General features: G+C 63.6%; 12 protein-coding genes. 8 read left to right on the forward strand and 4 right to left on the reverse strand.

The window, feature by feature from the left end; translation table 11 throughout:
- Window positions 1-186: 186 nt before the first annotated feature.
- The 4 genes from BLX41_RS10895 to BLX41_RS10910 all read left to right on the forward strand — a co-directional run bounded on the left by BLX41_RS10895 (window position 187) and on the right by BLX41_RS10910 (window position 6,741).
- On the forward strand, window positions 187-1,887 hold the full coding sequence (locus BLX41_RS10895; protein WP_123724872.1) for an acid phosphatase: 1,701 nt from the start codon (window positions 187-189) through the stop codon (window positions 1,885-1,887).
- Between the two features lie 192 nt (window positions 1,888-2,079).
- Window positions 2,080-3,777 (forward strand): molecular chaperone HscC, encoded by a 1,698-nt coding sequence (locus BLX41_RS10900; RefSeq protein WP_123724873.1) that lies wholly within the window; start codon window positions 2,080-2,082, stop codon window positions 3,775-3,777.
- An 11-nt stretch (window positions 3,778-3,788) separates the two neighbouring features.
- Window positions 3,789-5,453 carry a J domain-containing protein gene (locus tag BLX41_RS10905; protein WP_123724874.1) on the forward strand — a complete coding sequence of 555 codons (1,665 nt, stop codon included), beginning with the start codon at window positions 3,789-3,791 and terminating at the stop codon, window positions 5,451-5,453.
- Between the two features lie 115 nt (window positions 5,454-5,568).
- Window positions 5,569-6,741, forward strand: coding sequence for a hypothetical protein (locus tag BLX41_RS10910; RefSeq protein WP_123724875.1), 1,173 nt, complete (start codon window positions 5,569-5,571; stop codon window positions 6,739-6,741).
- A 47-nt stretch (window positions 6,742-6,788) separates the two neighbouring features.
- Here BLX41_RS10910 and can read toward each other — a convergent pair whose 3' ends face one another.
- Complete coding sequence (gene can / locus BLX41_RS10915) at window positions 6,789-7,433, reverse strand: carbonate dehydratase (RefSeq protein WP_123724876.1); 645 nt, start codon at window positions 7,431-7,433, stop codon at window positions 6,789-6,791.
- A 152-nt stretch (window positions 7,434-7,585) separates the two neighbouring features.
- Here can and BLX41_RS10920 point away from each other — a divergent pair, with 152 nt between their 5' ends.
- Entirely contained in the window at window positions 7,586-7,918 is a 333-nt protein-coding gene (locus BLX41_RS10920; RefSeq protein ID WP_123724877.1) for a serine kinase/phosphatase, read from the forward strand.
- A gap of 138 nt (window positions 7,919-8,056) precedes the next feature.
- Here the strand turns inward: BLX41_RS10920 and rimI are convergent, their stop codons facing one another.
- On the reverse strand, window positions 8,057-8,509 hold the full coding sequence (gene rimI, locus BLX41_RS10925) for a ribosomal protein S18-alanine N-acetyltransferase (protein ID WP_011063479.1): 453 nt from the start codon (window positions 8,507-8,509) through the stop codon (window positions 8,057-8,059).
- A complete protein-coding gene (locus BLX41_RS10930) occupies window positions 8,506-9,306 on the reverse strand; it encodes an energy transducer TonB (protein WP_123724878.1) in 801 nt (266 codons plus the stop codon). The genes rimI and BLX41_RS10930 overlap by 4 nt, the downstream gene beginning before the upstream one ends.
- A 179-nt stretch (window positions 9,307-9,485) precedes the next feature.
- Between BLX41_RS10930 and mksB the strand changes: the two genes are divergently transcribed.
- Genes mksB through mksF form a run of 3 tightly spaced genes read left to right on the forward strand, consistent with a single transcriptional unit; the run spans window position 9,486 to window position 14,300 of the window.
- Window positions 9,486-10,763 (forward strand): Mks condensin complex protein MksB, encoded by a 1,278-nt coding sequence (gene mksB, locus BLX41_RS10935; RefSeq protein ID WP_041120711.1) that lies wholly within the window; start codon window positions 9,486-9,488, stop codon window positions 10,761-10,763.
- Complete coding sequence (gene mksE, locus BLX41_RS10940; protein WP_123724880.1) at window positions 10,753-11,460, forward strand: Mks condensin complex protein MksE; 708 nt, start codon at window positions 10,753-10,755, stop codon at window positions 11,458-11,460. Before mksB ends, mksE begins: the two co-directional genes overlap by 11 nt.
- The gene (gene mksF, locus BLX41_RS10945; protein WP_123724881.1) at window positions 11,457-14,300 is read left to right on the forward strand and encodes an Mks condensin complex protein MksF; all 2,844 of its coding nucleotides are present in this window, start codon (window positions 11,457-11,459) and stop codon (window positions 14,298-14,300) included. The genes mksE and mksF overlap by 4 nt, the downstream gene beginning before the upstream one ends.
- A 156-nt stretch (window positions 14,301-14,456) precedes the next feature.
- Here the strand turns inward: mksF and BLX41_RS35055 are convergent.
- On the reverse strand, window positions 14,457-15,809 hold a 1,353-nt coding region (locus tag BLX41_RS35055; protein ID WP_259744673.1), incomplete at its 5' end, for an MlaD family protein.

Genomic DNA, 15,809 nt, shown 5'->3' on the forward strand with positions numbered 1-15,809 from the left:
GAGCCCGTTCCGTCGTAGCGGAGCGGGCCTGTGGATAAGTCTTTGTCGACGCGGATTTCAGACTTTTCACCGCTCATCGCAGTGGACTCTTGAAGCATTCCTGTAGTCTTTGCGTCATATTCGGTTGTTACCGTGCGACCGAAATAGTTTGTAACGAATTTCCAGATCGACGTGCAAGGAGCCGACATGAGCGACGATACCGACCAGCGCGACACCCCCGAAACCCACACCGACCAACCCACAGACACCAGCCGCCGCCGCTTCCTTGGCGGCGTTGCCGTTCTTGGGGTCGGCGCCACCCTGAGCGCCTGCAGCAAGCCCGGCGAACCCGCTGGCAAACCGGATGAACGCCCGCTGTCCCCCACTGAGCTGGACAAGGCGCTGCGCGATCAGGTGAAGAACGTGGTGGTGCTGTTCGCCGAGAACCGCAGCTTCAACAACCTGTTCGCCAACTTCCCCGGCGTGGAAAAACCGCTGTCGGCCCTCAAGCCCGAAGCGTTCCAGCAACGGGACCGCGATGGCAGCCTGCTGTCGAAACTGCCGCCCATCTGGGGCGGCATCCTGCAAGTGGGGCCACAGACCCTGGACGGCATCACCTACCCGGTGGAAACCCAGTTCCAGGAAAACCTGCCCAATGCGCCGTTCGCCCTCAAGGGCCCCAGCGGCGAGGACCTGCCCCTGGGCCTGGTGACCCGCGACCTGTGGCATGTGTTCTACCAGAACCAGATGCAGATCAACGGTGGCAAGAACGATGGCTTCGTGGCCTGGGCCGACTCCGGCGCCCTGACCATGGGCCACTACGCCCAGACCCGTTACTCCTTGCGCCTGTGGGATGTGGCGCGGGAGTTCGTGCTCTGTGACAACTTCTTCCAGGGGGCTTTCGGTGGTTCGTTCCTCAACCACCAATACCTGATCAGTGCCAAGGTGCCGTTCTACCCCGATGCCGCCAACTCGGTGGCCAAGTCGCAGATCGCCACCTTGCAGGGCGACGACCCCAAGGGCACGCGCCTCAAGCCCCTGGACAAGTCCCCGGCCAGTGCCATGGAAGGTGCGCCACAGTTCGGTCCCAGCGCCCTGACCCCGGACGGTTACGCAGTCAATACCATGGCCCCGCCCTACTGGCCGACCTGGATCCGCGATCCGGAGCGTCCGGACTATGCCAAGCCCGACCTGCCCAGCGTACTGGTGCCCCAGACCCACGAACACATCGGCGACAAGCTGTCGAAGAAGAACGTCGACTGGGCCTGGTACGGCGGCGCCTGGCAGGCGACCCTGGAGCAGTTCAAGGATTCCGGCGGGATTCCCAAGATCCCCAACTTCCAGTACCACCATCAGCCGTTCAACTACTTCGTGCGTCAGGGTCCGGAGAATCCGGCCGAGCGTGCCAAGCGCCTGCGCGACGGCGGCCTGGGGGACGAGTCGAACACCAACAAGTTCTTCGCCGACGCCGAGGCCGGCAAGCTGCCGGCGGTGACCTTCTACAAGCCCCAGGGCAACCTCAACCTGCACGCCGGTTATGCCGACGTGGCCGCCGGCGACCGGCATATCGACCGGGCACTGAAAGTGCTGCGCGAGAGCCCGCAATGGAAAAACATGGTGGTGATCGTCACCGTCGACGAAAACGGCGGCTGGTGGGACCACGTGGCGCCGCCCCAGGGCGATCGCTGGGGCCCGGGCACGCGGATTCCGGCCCTGGTGGTGTCACCGTTCGCCCGCAAGGGCACGGTGGATCACACGGTGTATGACACCGCCTCGATCCTGCGGCTGATCACCCGGGTGTTCCAACTGGAAACCCTGGACGGCATCAAGGAACGTGATGACGCCATGCTTGCCCGGGGCCAGAAACCCATGGGCGACCTGACCAACGCCCTGCACTTCAGCGTCTGACCCCGGCGGGGCCCGCAACGGGCCCGCCAGCCACCGCAGAACCGAAGCTCAAGACCCGCTTCGGCGCTGCGGCACTGGCGCCAATGATAGCCATGTAATATCACGCACTTTACCCATCCACCCGACGGGTAATATCCTGCGCGCCACTTATTTGTTTCATCAGTTTTCCGATTGAAAAGGGAGTTCGTCGTCATGATCGTAGGCATCGACCTGGGGACCACCAACAGCCTGGTGGCGGTCTGGCGCGACACCGCCAGCGAGCTGGTGCCCAACGCCCTGGGCCAGCTCCTCACCCCCAGCGTGGTGGGCCTCGACGACGAAGGCCGGATCCTGGTGGGGCAAGCCGCCAGGGAGCGCCTGCACACGCACCCGCAGCTCACCACGGCGCTGTTCAAGCGCTACATGGGCAGCGCCACCGAAGTGCGCCTGGGGGAACGTACCTACCGCCCCGAAGAACTCTCGGCCCTGGTGCTCAAGAGCCTCAAGGAAGACGTTGAGCGGGCCTATGGCGAGCCGGTGGAAGAGGCGGTGATCAGCGTGCCGGCCTATTTCAGCGACGCCCAGCGCAAGGCCACGCGGATCGCCGGCGAACTGGCCGGGCTCAAGGTGGAAAAACTGATCAACGAACCCACCGCCGCTGCCCTGGCCTACGGCCTGCACCAGCGCGACAAGGAAACCTCGTTCCTGGTCTTCGACCTCGGCGGCGGAACCTTCGACGTGTCGATCCTGGAACTCTTCGACGGGGTCATGGAAGTCCGTGCCAGCGCCGGCGACAACTTCCTCGGCGGTGAGGATTTCGACAGTCTGCTGCTGGAGCACTTCATCGAACAGCAAGGCCAGGCGGCGGACTTTCCCGAACGTCAGAGCGTGCTCCAGGCCCTGCGCCGGGAAGCCGAGCGGGTGCGGCGCGCCCTGGGCCAGGAACCCAGCGCCGAGTTCAGCTTGCGGGTCGACGGCCGGCAATGGACCCAGACCATCACCCAGGCACAACTGGCCAATCTCTATACACCGTTGCTGGAGCGCTTGCGGGCGCCCATCGAGCGGGCTCTGCGCGATGCCCGGATCCGGGTCAGCGACCTGGATGAAATCCTCCTGGTAGGCGGCGCCACCCGCATGCCTCTGGTGCGCAAGCTGGCAGCGGGGTTGTTCGGGCGCTTTCCGTCCATCACCCTCGACCCCGACGAAGTGGTGGCCCAGGGCGCGGCGGTCCAGGCCGCCCTCAAGTCACGCTCCGCGGCCCTGGAGGAAGTGGTGCTCACCGACGTCTGCTCCTACACCCTGGGCATCGAAACATCCCAGCAGTACGGCAACCAGATCGAGAGCGGGCACTACCTGCCAATCATCGAGCGCAACAGCGTGGTACCGGTGAGCCGGGTCAGGACCGTGCAGACCATGCATGACAACCAGGAACAGGTGCTGTTGAAGATCTTCCAGGGTGAGAGCCGGCTGGTGCGCGACAACGTCGCCCTGGGTCAACTGGAGATCAACGTCCCCAAGCGCAAGGCCGGTGAAGTCTCCCTGGACGTGCGTTTCACCTACGACATCAACGGCCTGCTGGAAGCCCAGGTGAGCATTCCCCTGACCGGTGAAAGCCACTCCCTGGTGATCGAGAACAACCCCGGCGTGCTGACCGCGCAGGAGATCCAGGAACGCCTCAAGGCCCTGGAACAGTTGAAGGTTCATCCCCGGGACCAGCAGGTCAACACCCTGCTCAGCGCCCGCCTGGAGCGCCTCTATCAGGAGAGCCTGGGGGAGTTGCGCGAACAGATCGGCTACTGGGCCGGACAGTTCCAGCAAGTGCTGGAGACTCAGGATGAGCGCAAGATCCGCGAAGTGCGCAGCCAGCTCAGTGAGCAACTGCAACGCCTGGAAAATGGCCACTGGCACTGAGGAGCGGCGCCATGGATTGCTGGTCCCTGCTGGAGCTGCCGAACGATGCCGATGAGCGCAGCATCAAGCGCAGCTATGCCAAACGCCTGAAAACCACCCGTCCCGACGAAGATGCCGAAGGCTTCCAGCGCTTGCGCGAGGCCTACGAGCGCGCGCTGCAACTGGCCCGCTGGCGGGTCGATGAGGCGACCCAGGACGAAGCGCCCCAAGTGAGCGACGACACCTGCCTGTCCCCCCAGGCCCCGGCCCCGGACAACCTGCAGCAGTGGTCGAGCCTGGTGGAGCTGTCGCCGCTGGTCGTCGAACCACTCCCGGACTGGATCCCCACAGCGCCACCGCAAAGCGCCCCAGCGCGCCCCGCAGCAGCGACGGCATTGCCGTTGCTCAAGGAGCTCAGCCTCGACAACCTGCCTGAGCGCTGGCAGCAGGCCCGACAACTGGGCTGTGAAGAGGATTTCCTGAAGCGTCTGCTGGTCTCGTGTTGTGCGCACCCTGAGCAATACGTAGCGATCATCGCCTGGGCAGCCCAGCACCTGGACTGGCTGACTCCCTGGCAACATCCCGCCATGGAAACCTGGCAGGAAGCATTCCTGATGCAGACATTGCTGCAGGAATACCGCCGGACGCTGGGGGAGCTGTTGCAGGCGGGCCAGGAGCGCGCCTTTCTCGCACAGTTGGTGAGCTACACCGAACAACCCTGGCTACGGATCTTCGATAATCGTCAGAACTGGCAGAGCCTGATTCTGGAACTGCTCCACCAGCACCACTGGCCGGTGCCTCTGTTCGACCGGGTGTGCCAATTGTTCGGCTGGGATGAAAGTCGCGGCGTCACTCCCCAACCCTCCTGGATCTGGGAATCGCTGATCGAGCGCTGCCAACAGGAAGCCTTCCATCAGAACCTCCTGGCCAACGCCGGGAAAACCGGCGAAGCAAATCCGGACGTCGCCGCGGCTCGCCTGCTGCTGCACCCCATGCCCCGACGTCGTCAGGTCGCCCTGACCCGGCACTTCGAAGACGAACATTGGCAGGCCTGCATGGAACTGTCGCAGACCCTGGCCTCACGTTTCCCGGCGCTGCTGGAGCGGCTGCCTCGCAGCGATGTGTTTTTCTGGAAGAACCTGATGCCGCGTCCGCAGGGCGTGGACAGTTGGATCAGGTCCGGGGTCGCCACGGGGCTGGCCCTGAGCCTGTATTTCATGAACAAGCCCCAGCACAGCACAGCACTTGCAGTGATATTGGGGCTGATCTGTGGGGGTGTCCTGGCGATTTTCGGGCTGATCCTGCTCAACACCTGGGCCCCTGCGATCGCCCGCCTGCTGGCCATCGACCTGTGGTTGAGCGAGCGCCTGGTGCCCAAACGCCTGAATCCGCACCAGCACTGGCTGGTGTTGCGCCACGGCGTGCCGCAAGCGGTCATGCTGGGCCTGTTCGGCTACTGGCTGGGGATTCTGGGGGTACTGGCCTACCTGGGCTTTGTGCTGATCGGCCTGCTGCATTCGCGACGTATCGGCCAGCCGGACCCGGACTTCCGTGCCCGCAGTCCCTGGCTGGGCGCCTTGCACTGGAATCACTTCAGCCCCTGGCAGCCGGTCTATCTGGTCGTCATGGTGGTGCTCATCCGGGTCTGTCAAATCCATGCCCCGGGTTTTCCCTGGACGCGCCTCATGCCTGGTTGAATCCTGCGCGGCCGGGGCAATGGATATTTTTTCGCTCCCGGCTGTTTCTCCGCTCAGTGCTGTTTCAGTATGTCTTGCCCCCTTCGAAGGGGTTCACGCTGAAAAGGATCTGAGCATGTTCAAATTCGCAGGAATCACCCTGGCCCTGGCGGCCGCCGCCCTGAGCACGACGGCCCAGGCCGATGTAGAGGTCGATCTGGGCAGTCCCCAGCGCGTCACCCAGCTCTTCGCCTACCCCAATAACTGCAACGTCATCTGCTTTCGCAACTGGACCCTGGAGCGGACGGTGGAGCACTACCTGACACAGAGCGTGCAGCGCGATGGCTACAGCACGGCCAAGGTCAGCGTGAAAACGGCGGGGGACAAGGTTGTGGCCGCCATCAGTGGCGTCCCAGCCGGCTACGACAAGCCCTTGAGCGCCCTGCTGGATGCCGGCGACCTGGCCTACAAGGGCGCCAGCCAGCTCAATGCCGATGGCAAATGGGCCTACAGTTGGTACCTGTTCCTGCCCCTGGGCATGGCCCTGGAAAACCGCAAGAGCGTCGAATTGCTGCACTTCCCGCCGGACTACTCGCTGACCCAGGCCCAGGACTATCTGGAGTCGGCCACCACCGACCGCTGGGCCACCCTGCTGACGGCCAACGGCATCGCCGTCGAGCAGACCCCGGCGTACCAGACCATTGTCGACATCGCACCGATCGCCGCGCCATCGAGTGCCGGCAAGGACCTGGAAGGGGTCTACAGCTACTTCAACAGCTACCAGACCAGCATGGTCAAGCAGGTCAGCCAGAACGCCAGCGGCACGGCCCTGCCGATGGTGGCCTTCGGCGCACCGGTGCGCAATTGGCTCAAGCAGCAGTACGGGGTCACGGTGAATGTGCTGGGCCTGGCGCAGATCAGCCCCAGCGAAGGCGTGAAGGTGCCAGTACTGGGCTCCAACCACCCGAGCTACATCTGGTACGCCGCGGACCCGGACAACTATGACAACGACGAGGCCAAGGCCGACGCCGCAGGGCTGAAAGTCATGGGACAGGATTTGAGTGCGGCCTGCTGGCAGGCCGGTATGGGCAGCAAGCCGGGGACGGACCCGAGCACCCTGCTCAGCCGTTGCACCCAGACCTGGCAAGTGACGCAGAAAGTGCAGACCTGCGAACTGTTCTACACCTCGGTGCGCAAGCTGACCGAGCAGCAGGCCGCAGCCAAATGCACCAGTACGCCGGTCAAGACCCAGCTCAACCAGCTCAAGGCCCCTGCCCCGGCGCCAAGCACCGAGGTGCCACACATCTGAAGCCCGCCGCTGGCCGCTGCGCTTACAACGCAGCGGCCAGCCAGCGTTCAGACAGCGCCGAGAGGACGCAGGCGATATTGCGGTGGCAGTTGCTCGAAACCGCTGATGGTGGCGTTCAGACTCTTCCAGCGACCGTCCTTGATCCCGTAGATGCAACCGTGGATCGACAGGCTCTGCCCACGATGCCAGGCGTTCTGCACGATGCTGGTGTGCCCGACGTTGGCCACCTGCTGGATCACGTTCAGCTCGCATAGGCGGTCGACCCGCTCTTCTTCCGTGGCCAATTGCCCCAGCACTTCACGATGCTCGTAGTACAGGTCGCGGATGGAACGCAGCCAGCCATCGATCAGGCCAAACTGGCGATCCTGCATCGAGGCACGCACGCCGCCACAACCATAGTGGCCGGTGACCAGGATGTGCTTGACCTTGAGTACATCCACTGCGTACTGGATCACCGACAGGCAATTGAGGTCGGTGTGCAGTACCACGTTGGCCACGTTGCGGTGCACGAACAGGTCGCCCGGCAACATGCCGACGATCTCGTTGGCCGGCACCCGCGCGTCCGAACAGCCGATCCACAGGTATTCCGGGGTCTGCTGGCGGGCCAGCTTGGAGAAGAAGTCCGGATCTTCCTGCTTGATCGCCTCGGCCCAACGCTCGTTGTTATCAATCAGATCTTGTAGTTCGTTCATGCTGTGAAGCCTCAAGAATGATGCGCTGCTTTGACAGACGACCGCCTGTCGGGGTCACGCGTGTTGCTGCAGATACCGGTCATCCCTTGCGCGGGAATCTTCAGTGGGACCACGGGTCCACCCTTCAAGCCCCTGAAGTATGAGGAATTGCCATGACCGAATCACGACGCCCCTTCGCCGCCCCCCAGCCCGAACCCATCGACGATGACCAAGATCGCATGGGCTCCATGGAGGAGCTGCATTTCGATGACGATGAACCGGGCGCCAGGAGCAGCGGCACCCTCACCAGCGACGGCTCCAGCGACGATGACCTGAGTCCGGAAACCCTGATCCGCGAGGATGGAGCCCGCTCCGCCCGGGAAGCCGGAGCCGATAAACCGGCGGACTGGGATCTGAGTATTGTCGATGGCGCAGACATTGGTGGCGGCGCTGGTCTGGATGAAGCCGAACTTGCGCGCCGCGACCCGCTGGACGGCAAACCCTGAGCTTGACGCCGCATTCAATGATGCCGTCTCCCGTAGGAGCCGGCTTGCCGGCGAAGAGGCCCTCAGCCATGCATCGCCCTGAATGGCGCCTTCGCTGGCAAGCCAGCTCCTGCAGCTGCCTGCGTGCTGGTTTAAGGCTCAGTCGACCAGGGTACAGGCCATGACCAGGGCGTCTTCGCGACCACCCACTGCCGGATAATAGTCGCGACGGCGCCCCACTTCATTGAAGCCATAACGCTCATAAAGCCGATAGGCGGTCTGGTTGCTGGAGCGAACTTCGAGGAAACACTCCCGTGCATCCTTCTGGTAGGCACGCTTCATCAGCTCCTCAAGGAGTCGCAGCCCCAGGCCACGGCCCTGGCTTTCCGGCTTGACGGTGATGTTCAGCAGATGGGCCTCGTCGATGATCACCTGGATCACCCCGTGGCCCACTTGCTGGCTGCCTTCGAACATCAGCCAGACTTCGTAGGACTTGAAGGCATCCATGAAAATGCCCCGGGTCCAGGGATGGCTGAACGCCGCATATTCGATTTTCAGGATGCTATCCAGGTCCGCTTCGGTGGCCAGGCGGAAGGTCAACGCGTCACTCATTGGTCATTTTGCTCATTCGTGCTTTTCCAGCGCGTCATCAATCGACGCATGGCTTGCCAGACATCAGCCTTACGCTGTGGCTCTTCCATTAATAGTTCCAGGCCGGGCAAGGCCCAGGCCGAACCCAGGCCTTCGACCTGGAGTTCGCGGTTGTAGGATTCAGCGTTGGCTTCCCCGGCGAAACGTACTGCCGGCAAACCGATCAGCCACAGGCAGACGCAGGGTTCTTCTTCGATTCGCACGCCGACAAAGGCCTGGACGAAGTCCCGGGCGGCTTCCGGCCCCTGGTCGAGGTTACCCCGGGTCAGCATCGGCCAGCGCACCGGTTCGGCAAGAATCTGTGGGCTGTCCGGCAGGCCGGCGGCGCGCAACATGTCCTTGAGCAGCAGATAGGCCGGATCGCGACTCTGGAAGGCTTCCCCTGTGGGTAACTCCACCAGCAGCAGGCAACGGCCGGCTCGCAGCAGTTGCAGGGCAAAGCGCGGCGGCGGTACCACCGGCGCCTTGACCACCGGTGCCGGGGCTTCTTCGCCTTCGGCCACGGGCTTGCTGGCCGAGCGCGCGGGCGTGGCGGATGGCCGCGGCACTTCGATTTTCGGCCGCTCGCTGGTCTTTGCCGCCGCGGCCGCCGGGGCTTTGGCCTCGACCACGGGGGCAGGCGGCGCCGCAAGCTCCGGTTCCGGCAGGGCCAGCAACTCGGGGCGCGAAGGGGCGGCAAAGGGCAATTCGCTGCGCGGCAGCCAACTGACCACCTGCATGGCGGACAGATAAGCGCGACGACGGGACTCGATAAGCAAAGGTCGGCCACTTGTGGATAACTGAGTTGGGGGATTCTACCGTCCTTCGGCAAAGATCGCCTGCTGTTGATTGCCCACAAAAGCGACTGTCCGTCTCATACCTGGACCTGGGGGTGAATCGTCAGCCCCCTGATGCAGTACAATCGCCGCTTTTCATTGCCAACCAGCCGGCCATTCCGATGATCGAACCCAAGCGCGTCTTGCGCGCCCTCGCCGAACACTGGGCACTTCTGGAGCCGCTGTGCGAGCACTTCGACCAAGGCACCCTGAGTCTTGCCGAACTGCGCTCACAGCTGTCTGCCCAACAACTGGACAGCACGCCCCAGGACATCACCCACCTGCTGGACGTATGGATACGCCTGGACATCCTGGTCCCGGTGGCGAAAAGCCCGAACCGTTTCGAGCTCAATGCGCAGATCCACGACTTCCTCGCTTACCTGCGCCGTGAACACCGCCTGGGTCTGTGCCTGGAGATCGAAGCCTACCTGCGCCACCTCGAGCGCCTGGCCGGTTACATCCAGGACGCCTTCGACGTGCGCGACGGCAACGACCTGGCGCGCCAGCTGCGGCTGCTGGACATGCGCGTGCGCGATGTCCTGAAGAAGCTCGCCAACGACGAACAGGCCCTGGTGGCCGTGGCCGAGCGCGCCAAGACCAGCGACCGGCAGATCCCCCTGCGCCAGCGCTATGCCGAGGTGCTGGCCACCTGGGACGAATACGTCGAACCAATGATCCAGCTGGTGAACGCCGACGGCGCCTTCGAACAGGGCGTGCGCAAGGTGGAGAACGTCCTGCTGCGCATGCTTACCGAGCAGCAGCGCCTGGGCCACCTGGTGGACGACGACATGCTGCTGCGCACCCACGCGCGGATCCTGGAAATGCAGACCAGCGCCCAGCTGACCCTGCGCCACGCCCGGGAACTGCTGCTGCCGCTGCGTGAAGAAGCCCGCCGCCACAACGCCGTGACCCGCGGTGCAGCCCTGGCCCTGTCGGCGATCCGGCGCAAGGGCATCGACGCGGTGCCCCAGGCAGCGATGCCGATGTTCACCCGTCCGCAAAGCACCTTCCTCGGCAGTTCCGGCCAGGTAGAAGCCTATGTCTACGCCCTGGCCCGCTTCGAACCCAAGCCGGCGCGCTTCCCCAAGGCCCACAAGACCCACAAGGGCGTGGCTCCCAAGGCACCGCGCACCGTTCGGGAAATGCTCGAGCGTTGCGAAGACGCCCTGCCGATGCCGGACCTGATGAGCTGGCTGCTGGACCAGGAGCCCGATGGCGCCACCGACGAATTGTTGTACTGGTTCTCCCGCCTGTCCCGGGAAAAACGCTTCAAGCGCGAGCGCCTCGAACGCCGCGACTACCACACCCAGGAGCACCAGGTCAGCCTGCGCTCCTTCGCCCTGCTCTCGGCCCGCGATGACGCCGCCGAGCATTCTGCGAGCAACGCCAATGCATCTTGATCTTTCCGAACTGTCCCAGCTGGCGCCGATCTTCCGCGAGCTGTTCAAGGGTTACCACGTCAGCCGCCGCGACCCGGAGCTGTACGCCCAACTGTCGAACTTCCAGGACCAGTACCGCACCCTGTTCAAGGCCCTGGGCTTCGAGCTGGTGTGCGATACCCGCGGCTTCTACTACTTCGTGCCGGACAACGCCGCCGCCCAGGTGAACAAGACCGCCCAACGCCTGGCGCTGTTCACCTTCATCCTGGTGGAGCACCTGGCCGACCAGGGCCGCGACCCGATCGCCGTGCTCGATGGCGGCAGCCTGGGCCGTGACGAATTGCCGTCCTTGCTGGAAAAATACCGCGACCTGTTCATCCAGGCCGAAGTGCAGACCCAGGAAGAGCTGGAAGAGAAAATCATGCGCCGCATGACCCAGCTGGGGTTTGCCGTCGAGGAGCCGGGGATCTACCGCTTCCTGCCGCCGATGCACCGCTTCCTCGATGTCTGCCTTTCCGTGCAGCAGGACCGCGACCTGGCCGCCAGCCTGCACAGCGTGCTGCCACTGCCGACCCCGGTGCTGGTGGACCCCGACAGCGACGAGAAGCTGCTGCAGACCGATGACCCGCTGGACCTGAGCGAATTCGACGAGTCCGAAGAAAGTGAAGAAGACGCGCTGGCCCGGGCCATCGCCGAAGAACAGGAGCTCGACGCATGAGCAAGGAACGCTACGGCATCCGCCGCTTTGCCCTACTGAACACCGCCGGCTACAGCCTCGGCTTGTTCCCCCTGGAAGAGCCGCTGTCGGTCTACGGGGCCAACAACCTGGGCAAGTCGGCGTCGATCAACGCCCTGCAATTCCCGATCCTGGCGCGCATGTCGGACATGAGCTTCGGCAAGTACAGCCTGGAGCAATCCCGGCGCTTCTACTTCGCCTCGGACACCAGTTACATCCTGGTGGAAGTCTCGCTGCCCCACGGCCCCCATGTGATCGGCGTGGTCGGTCGCGGCCCCGGCGGCGGTTTCGGCCACCAGTTCTTCGCCTACGCCGGACAGCTGGACCTGGCGCATTACCAGAAGGACGACACCTGCCTGCGGCAGAAAGAGCTGTTCACCAACCTGGAGCGCCAGGGCCTGAAGGCCTATGAACTCAAGCCGGATGAACTGCGCCGCCTGCTGGTGGGCGGCCACACCTCGATTCCCCTGGACCTGACCCTGATCCCGCTGCGCTCCACCAGCGAGCAGAGCCTGAAGACCTTCCGTGCGCTGTTCATCAACCTGCTGCACATGCGCGAAATCACCGCGGCCAAGCTCAAGCAGCTGTTCCTCGACGCCTTCGAGCACAGCCTGCGCTCCGGCAGCGTCGACTACATCGCCGCGTGCGACGAAGCCTTCCGCGATGTGCGACGCATGGAGCAGGACTACAACTCCCTGGTGGCCGCAGGCCCTCTGGTGGAGGCCCTGGCCAACGGCGTGAAGCAGCGGGACGTTCTGCGGGGCAAGCTGCATCGCCTGTCGCCCTTGCTGGACTCGCTGCTGGGCACCTGGTCGGACTACGCCGGCGCCCGCAAGGAAGAGCTGACCATCCAGGCCGAGCACTACCGCAACGAGCAGGACGCGCTGCAGAACGACCAGCGCAGCAGCACCCAGGAAATGATGCGCCTGGAGCGGGAAATCACCGGCACCCAGCGCTGGCTGGGTGAGCTGTCGGTGCTCAAGCATCGCTTCGCCCTGGTGGATGACGTCAAGGTCCTGGAACAGCAACTGCTGGCGGCCAAGGATGCTCACGACGAGCTAGCCGGCGCCCTGGCCCAGTCCCGGCAATTCTCCGCCGAAGACCTGGAAGAGCGCCTGCGGGACCTGGAAAAACGCCTGAAATCGGTCAAGCAGCAGCTCGACCACGCCGACAACAACAGCTACGCCCGTCTGCGCGAGGAGTTCTCCCAACAGGACGTGGAACGCCTGATGCGTCTGTTCAACAGCGCGCTGTTCAGCCTGCCCCTGGGCGAGCACGGCATCGCCCTGGACGACAACGGCGAGTGGGTGAAGTCGGTGGAGCTGATCCTCGATGGCTTCAAGGGCGAGCGCTTCGAAGTGCCGGGGCTGTCCATCGACATCTCCCACATCGAGCCGCCAGCCTTGCAGGCCCTGGCTGACCGCGCCGCCCTGCGTGATCAGAAGGAGCGTCTGGAAAAAGAACTCAAGCAGCTCAAGACCCAGGCTGCCGTGGCCGCCGACCGCGCCGCGAGCAAGACCCAGACCGAAGCCCTGTACCAACAGGTGCTGGATGCCCAGAAAGCCCTGGAAGATTTCCGTCGCGCCCAGACCCTGAGCGCCGAGGAAGGCGAGAAGCTGGAACAGCTGGCGCAGATGGAAGCCGCTCAGGACGAACTCAAGCGCTCCAGCGATGCCTTCACCGAACGCGTCCAGCAACTGTCGGCCAAGCTGCAACTGGTGGGCCGGCAGATCGCCGACATGGAAGCCAAGCAGCGCACCCTCGACGACGCCCTGCGTCGCCGTCAACTGCTGCCGGCGGACCTGCCGTTCGGTACGCCGTTCATGGACCCGGTGGACGATTCCATGGACAACCTGCTGCCATTGCTCAACGACTACCAGGACAGCTGGCAGGGCCTGCAGCGGGTCGACGGACAGATCGAAGCGCTGTATGCCCAGGTGCGCCTCAAGGGCGTGGCCAAGTTCGACAGCGAGGATGACGTCGAGCGCCGCCTGCAGCTGTTGATCAACGCCTATTCGCACCGCACTGAAGAAGCCCTGACCCTGGGCAAGGCACGCCGCGCGGCGGTGACCGATATCGCCCGGACCCTGCGCAATATCCGCAGCGACTACGACAGCCTGGAACACCAGCTGGCGCTGTTCAACCGCGAGATCAACAAGCGCCAGGTGTCCAACCTGCAAAGCTTCCGCATCGTCCTGGCGCCGAACAAGGAAGCCCTCAAGCACATCGACCAGATCATCCACAGCGCCGGCCAGTACGAGGAAGGCGAGACCCTTTCGGTGTTCGACCTGAGCCAGAGCGCCGAGCAGGACAACAAGAACGAAGAGGCCAAGGAGTACCTGGCGCGGTTGGTAGCAGCCAACCACAACCAGCTGGGCCTGAAGGATTTGTTCGAGTTGGCGTTCGAGATCACCAAGGTCAACGGCCAGCCGGTGATCCACACCGACATCGATGGCGCAGCGTCCAACGGCACCACCATGACCATCAAGGCGCTGACCAACATGTACCTGTTGCTGCACTTGATGGATCGCGACCAGGCCGGGCGCATCCGCCTGCCCTACTACCTCGACGAGGCCGCGGACATCGACGAACGCAACCAGGCGGCGCTGCTGGAAACCAGCCTGCAGCTGGGCTTCGTACCGATCCTGGCCAGTGTGAAGCCACAGGTGTCGGCCCAGGTAGCCATCGACCTGGAGGGCGGCAGCGGTCCGAATGGTATTTACATCGACGAGGCGGACTGGAAGTTCATCCGTCGTCATGATCAGGTCAAGGCGACTCAGAACGTGGAAGCCGAGGCAGAAGCGGAGCTGGACGAAGTCTGATTTCGTAACGCTGCAACGAAAAAGGCCGCACTCTTTCGAGTGCGGCCTTTTTTATTGGATAGCTTTTGTAGGAGCTGGCTTGCCAGCGAAGGCGTCCTCTAGAAAAACGCAGGACTTGAGGGCCTCTTCGCCGGCAAGCCGGCTCCTACGAGAGGGTTATTTGCCCAACGGGATCTTGGGGGCCCAGGTCAGCCATTCATCCTCGAACTTGTCGAACAGGGGGAACGTCTGTTGCGGGCGGGCCGGGTTGCCCATGCGCTCGCCATCCGGGGTAGCGAAAGCAATACCGCCCTGAATCAGGGTCTCCAGGGATTCGGTGCGTACTGTGGCGCCTTTGAACAGACCAAAGTCCACGCCAAATCCACTGCTGTTCCAGAAGCGCGTACCACCGCGGATCAGCGGTGCATACTTGGGCTCGATGAGGATATGGATCAGTACCCGATCGGCGGTCTGCCCCAGTTCATAGCCCGTGACCTTGCCCACTGTCACTTCGCGATAAGTCACCGGTACGCCCACCTTCAGTGAGCCACGTCGAGCAGCGCTCAGTACCAGGCTCAGTCCCGCTTCCTGGACGCTGGCTTCCGGCGGCTGCGCCAAGGCGACAAAGCTGGTTTGCGCGCCCAGATTCTTCGCTGCGGGTTGAACTTCGATGTATTGGCCTGTCACCAGGGTTTCCAGGTTCGAGGTTTTCATCAGCCCCAGTTCCGGCTTGACCACCCAGAACTGGCTGCCGACTCGGGCAATACGCTCGGGCACTTCGGTGATCCGCGCCTTGAGCATCACCGACTGCATGTCGGCGCTGAGGGTCACCGCTTCCAGCTTGCCTACATCCAGGCCCTTGAAGCGCACTGGAGTACCGGCACGCAAGCCATCGGCGCGATCGACCTTGATGTTCACCAGGATCCCCCGCTGTGCAGCTTCTTCCTGGTTAGCAAACAGACGAAAGCGCGGGATGCGTTTTTTCAACGGAACGTTGGGCTGTGGCGTCTCGAAGGAAATACCGCCGGCCATCAGGCTTTGCAGCGACTCGCTCTTGATCTGGATACCGCCGGTGAGGCCACCCGTGAGGGTGATGCCACTGACGTTCCAGAAACGCGTCGAGCCATTGACCAGTCCCTCGTACTCTTTCTCGATATGAACACCGATCACCACTTGCTTGCGGGTGTGGGAGAACTGGTAGCTCTGCACCGAACCGACCTTGACCTGCTTGTAGAGAATCGGACTGCCCACATCCAGGGAGCCAAGATTGTCGGTAAACAGCACCATGTGCAGGCCAGGTGCTCGCAGGTCCAGGGGAGGCGCCTTGGCCCGGGCTTCGAACTCCCGCTGGGGGGCGGCGCCCTTGTCACCGGGGCGGATGGCGATGTAGTTACCTTTTACCAAGGCCTCGAGCCCTGTGATCCCTGCCAGGGAGATCGAAGGTTTGACAGTCCAGAACTGGGTGCCCTGGACCAGATAGTCCTCAGCCAGTGGATCGAGGGTCAGTTCGGCGGTGGCACTGGTGAGATC

The sequence above is a fragment of the Pseudomonas protegens genome (assembly GCF_003732485.1).
Taxonomy (GTDB): domain Bacteria; phylum Pseudomonadota; class Gammaproteobacteria; order Pseudomonadales; family Pseudomonadaceae; genus Aquipseudomonas; species Aquipseudomonas protegens_B.

Excerpts from the sequence above, each read along its gene's own strand:
- BLX41_RS10905 (WP_123724874.1), top strand. The coding sequence starts at position 3,789 with ATGGATTGCTGGTCCCTGCTGGAGCTGCCGAACGATGCCGATGAGCGC.
- BLX41_RS10895 (WP_123724872.1), top strand. The coding sequence starts at position 187 with ATGAGCGACGATACCGACCAGCGCGACACCCCCGAAACCCACACCGAC.
- mksE (WP_123724880.1), top strand. The coding sequence starts at position 10,753 with ATGCATCTTGATCTTTCCGAACTGTCCCAGCTGGCGCCGATCTTCCGC.
- BLX41_RS10910 (WP_123724875.1), top strand. The coding sequence starts at position 5,569 with ATGTTCAAATTCGCAGGAATCACCCTGGCCCTGGCGGCCGCCGCCCTG.
- mksF (WP_123724881.1), top strand. The coding sequence starts at position 11,457 with ATGAGCAAGGAACGCTACGGCATCCGCCGCTTTGCCCTACTGAACACC.
- rimI (WP_011063479.1), bottom strand. The coding sequence starts at position 8,509 with ATGAGTGACGCGTTGACCTTCCGCCTGGCCACCGAAGCGGACCTGGAT.
- BLX41_RS10900 (WP_123724873.1), top strand. The coding sequence starts at position 2,080 with ATGATCGTAGGCATCGACCTGGGGACCACCAACAGCCTGGTGGCGGTC.
- BLX41_RS10920 (WP_123724877.1), top strand. The coding sequence starts at position 7,586 with ATGACCGAATCACGACGCCCCTTCGCCGCCCCCCAGCCCGAACCCATC.
- can (WP_123724876.1), bottom strand. The coding sequence starts at position 7,433 with ATGAACGAACTACAAGATCTGATTGATAACAACGAGCGTTGGGCCGAG.
- mksB (WP_041120711.1), top strand. The coding sequence starts at position 9,486 with ATGATCGAACCCAAGCGCGTCTTGCGCGCCCTCGCCGAACACTGGGCA.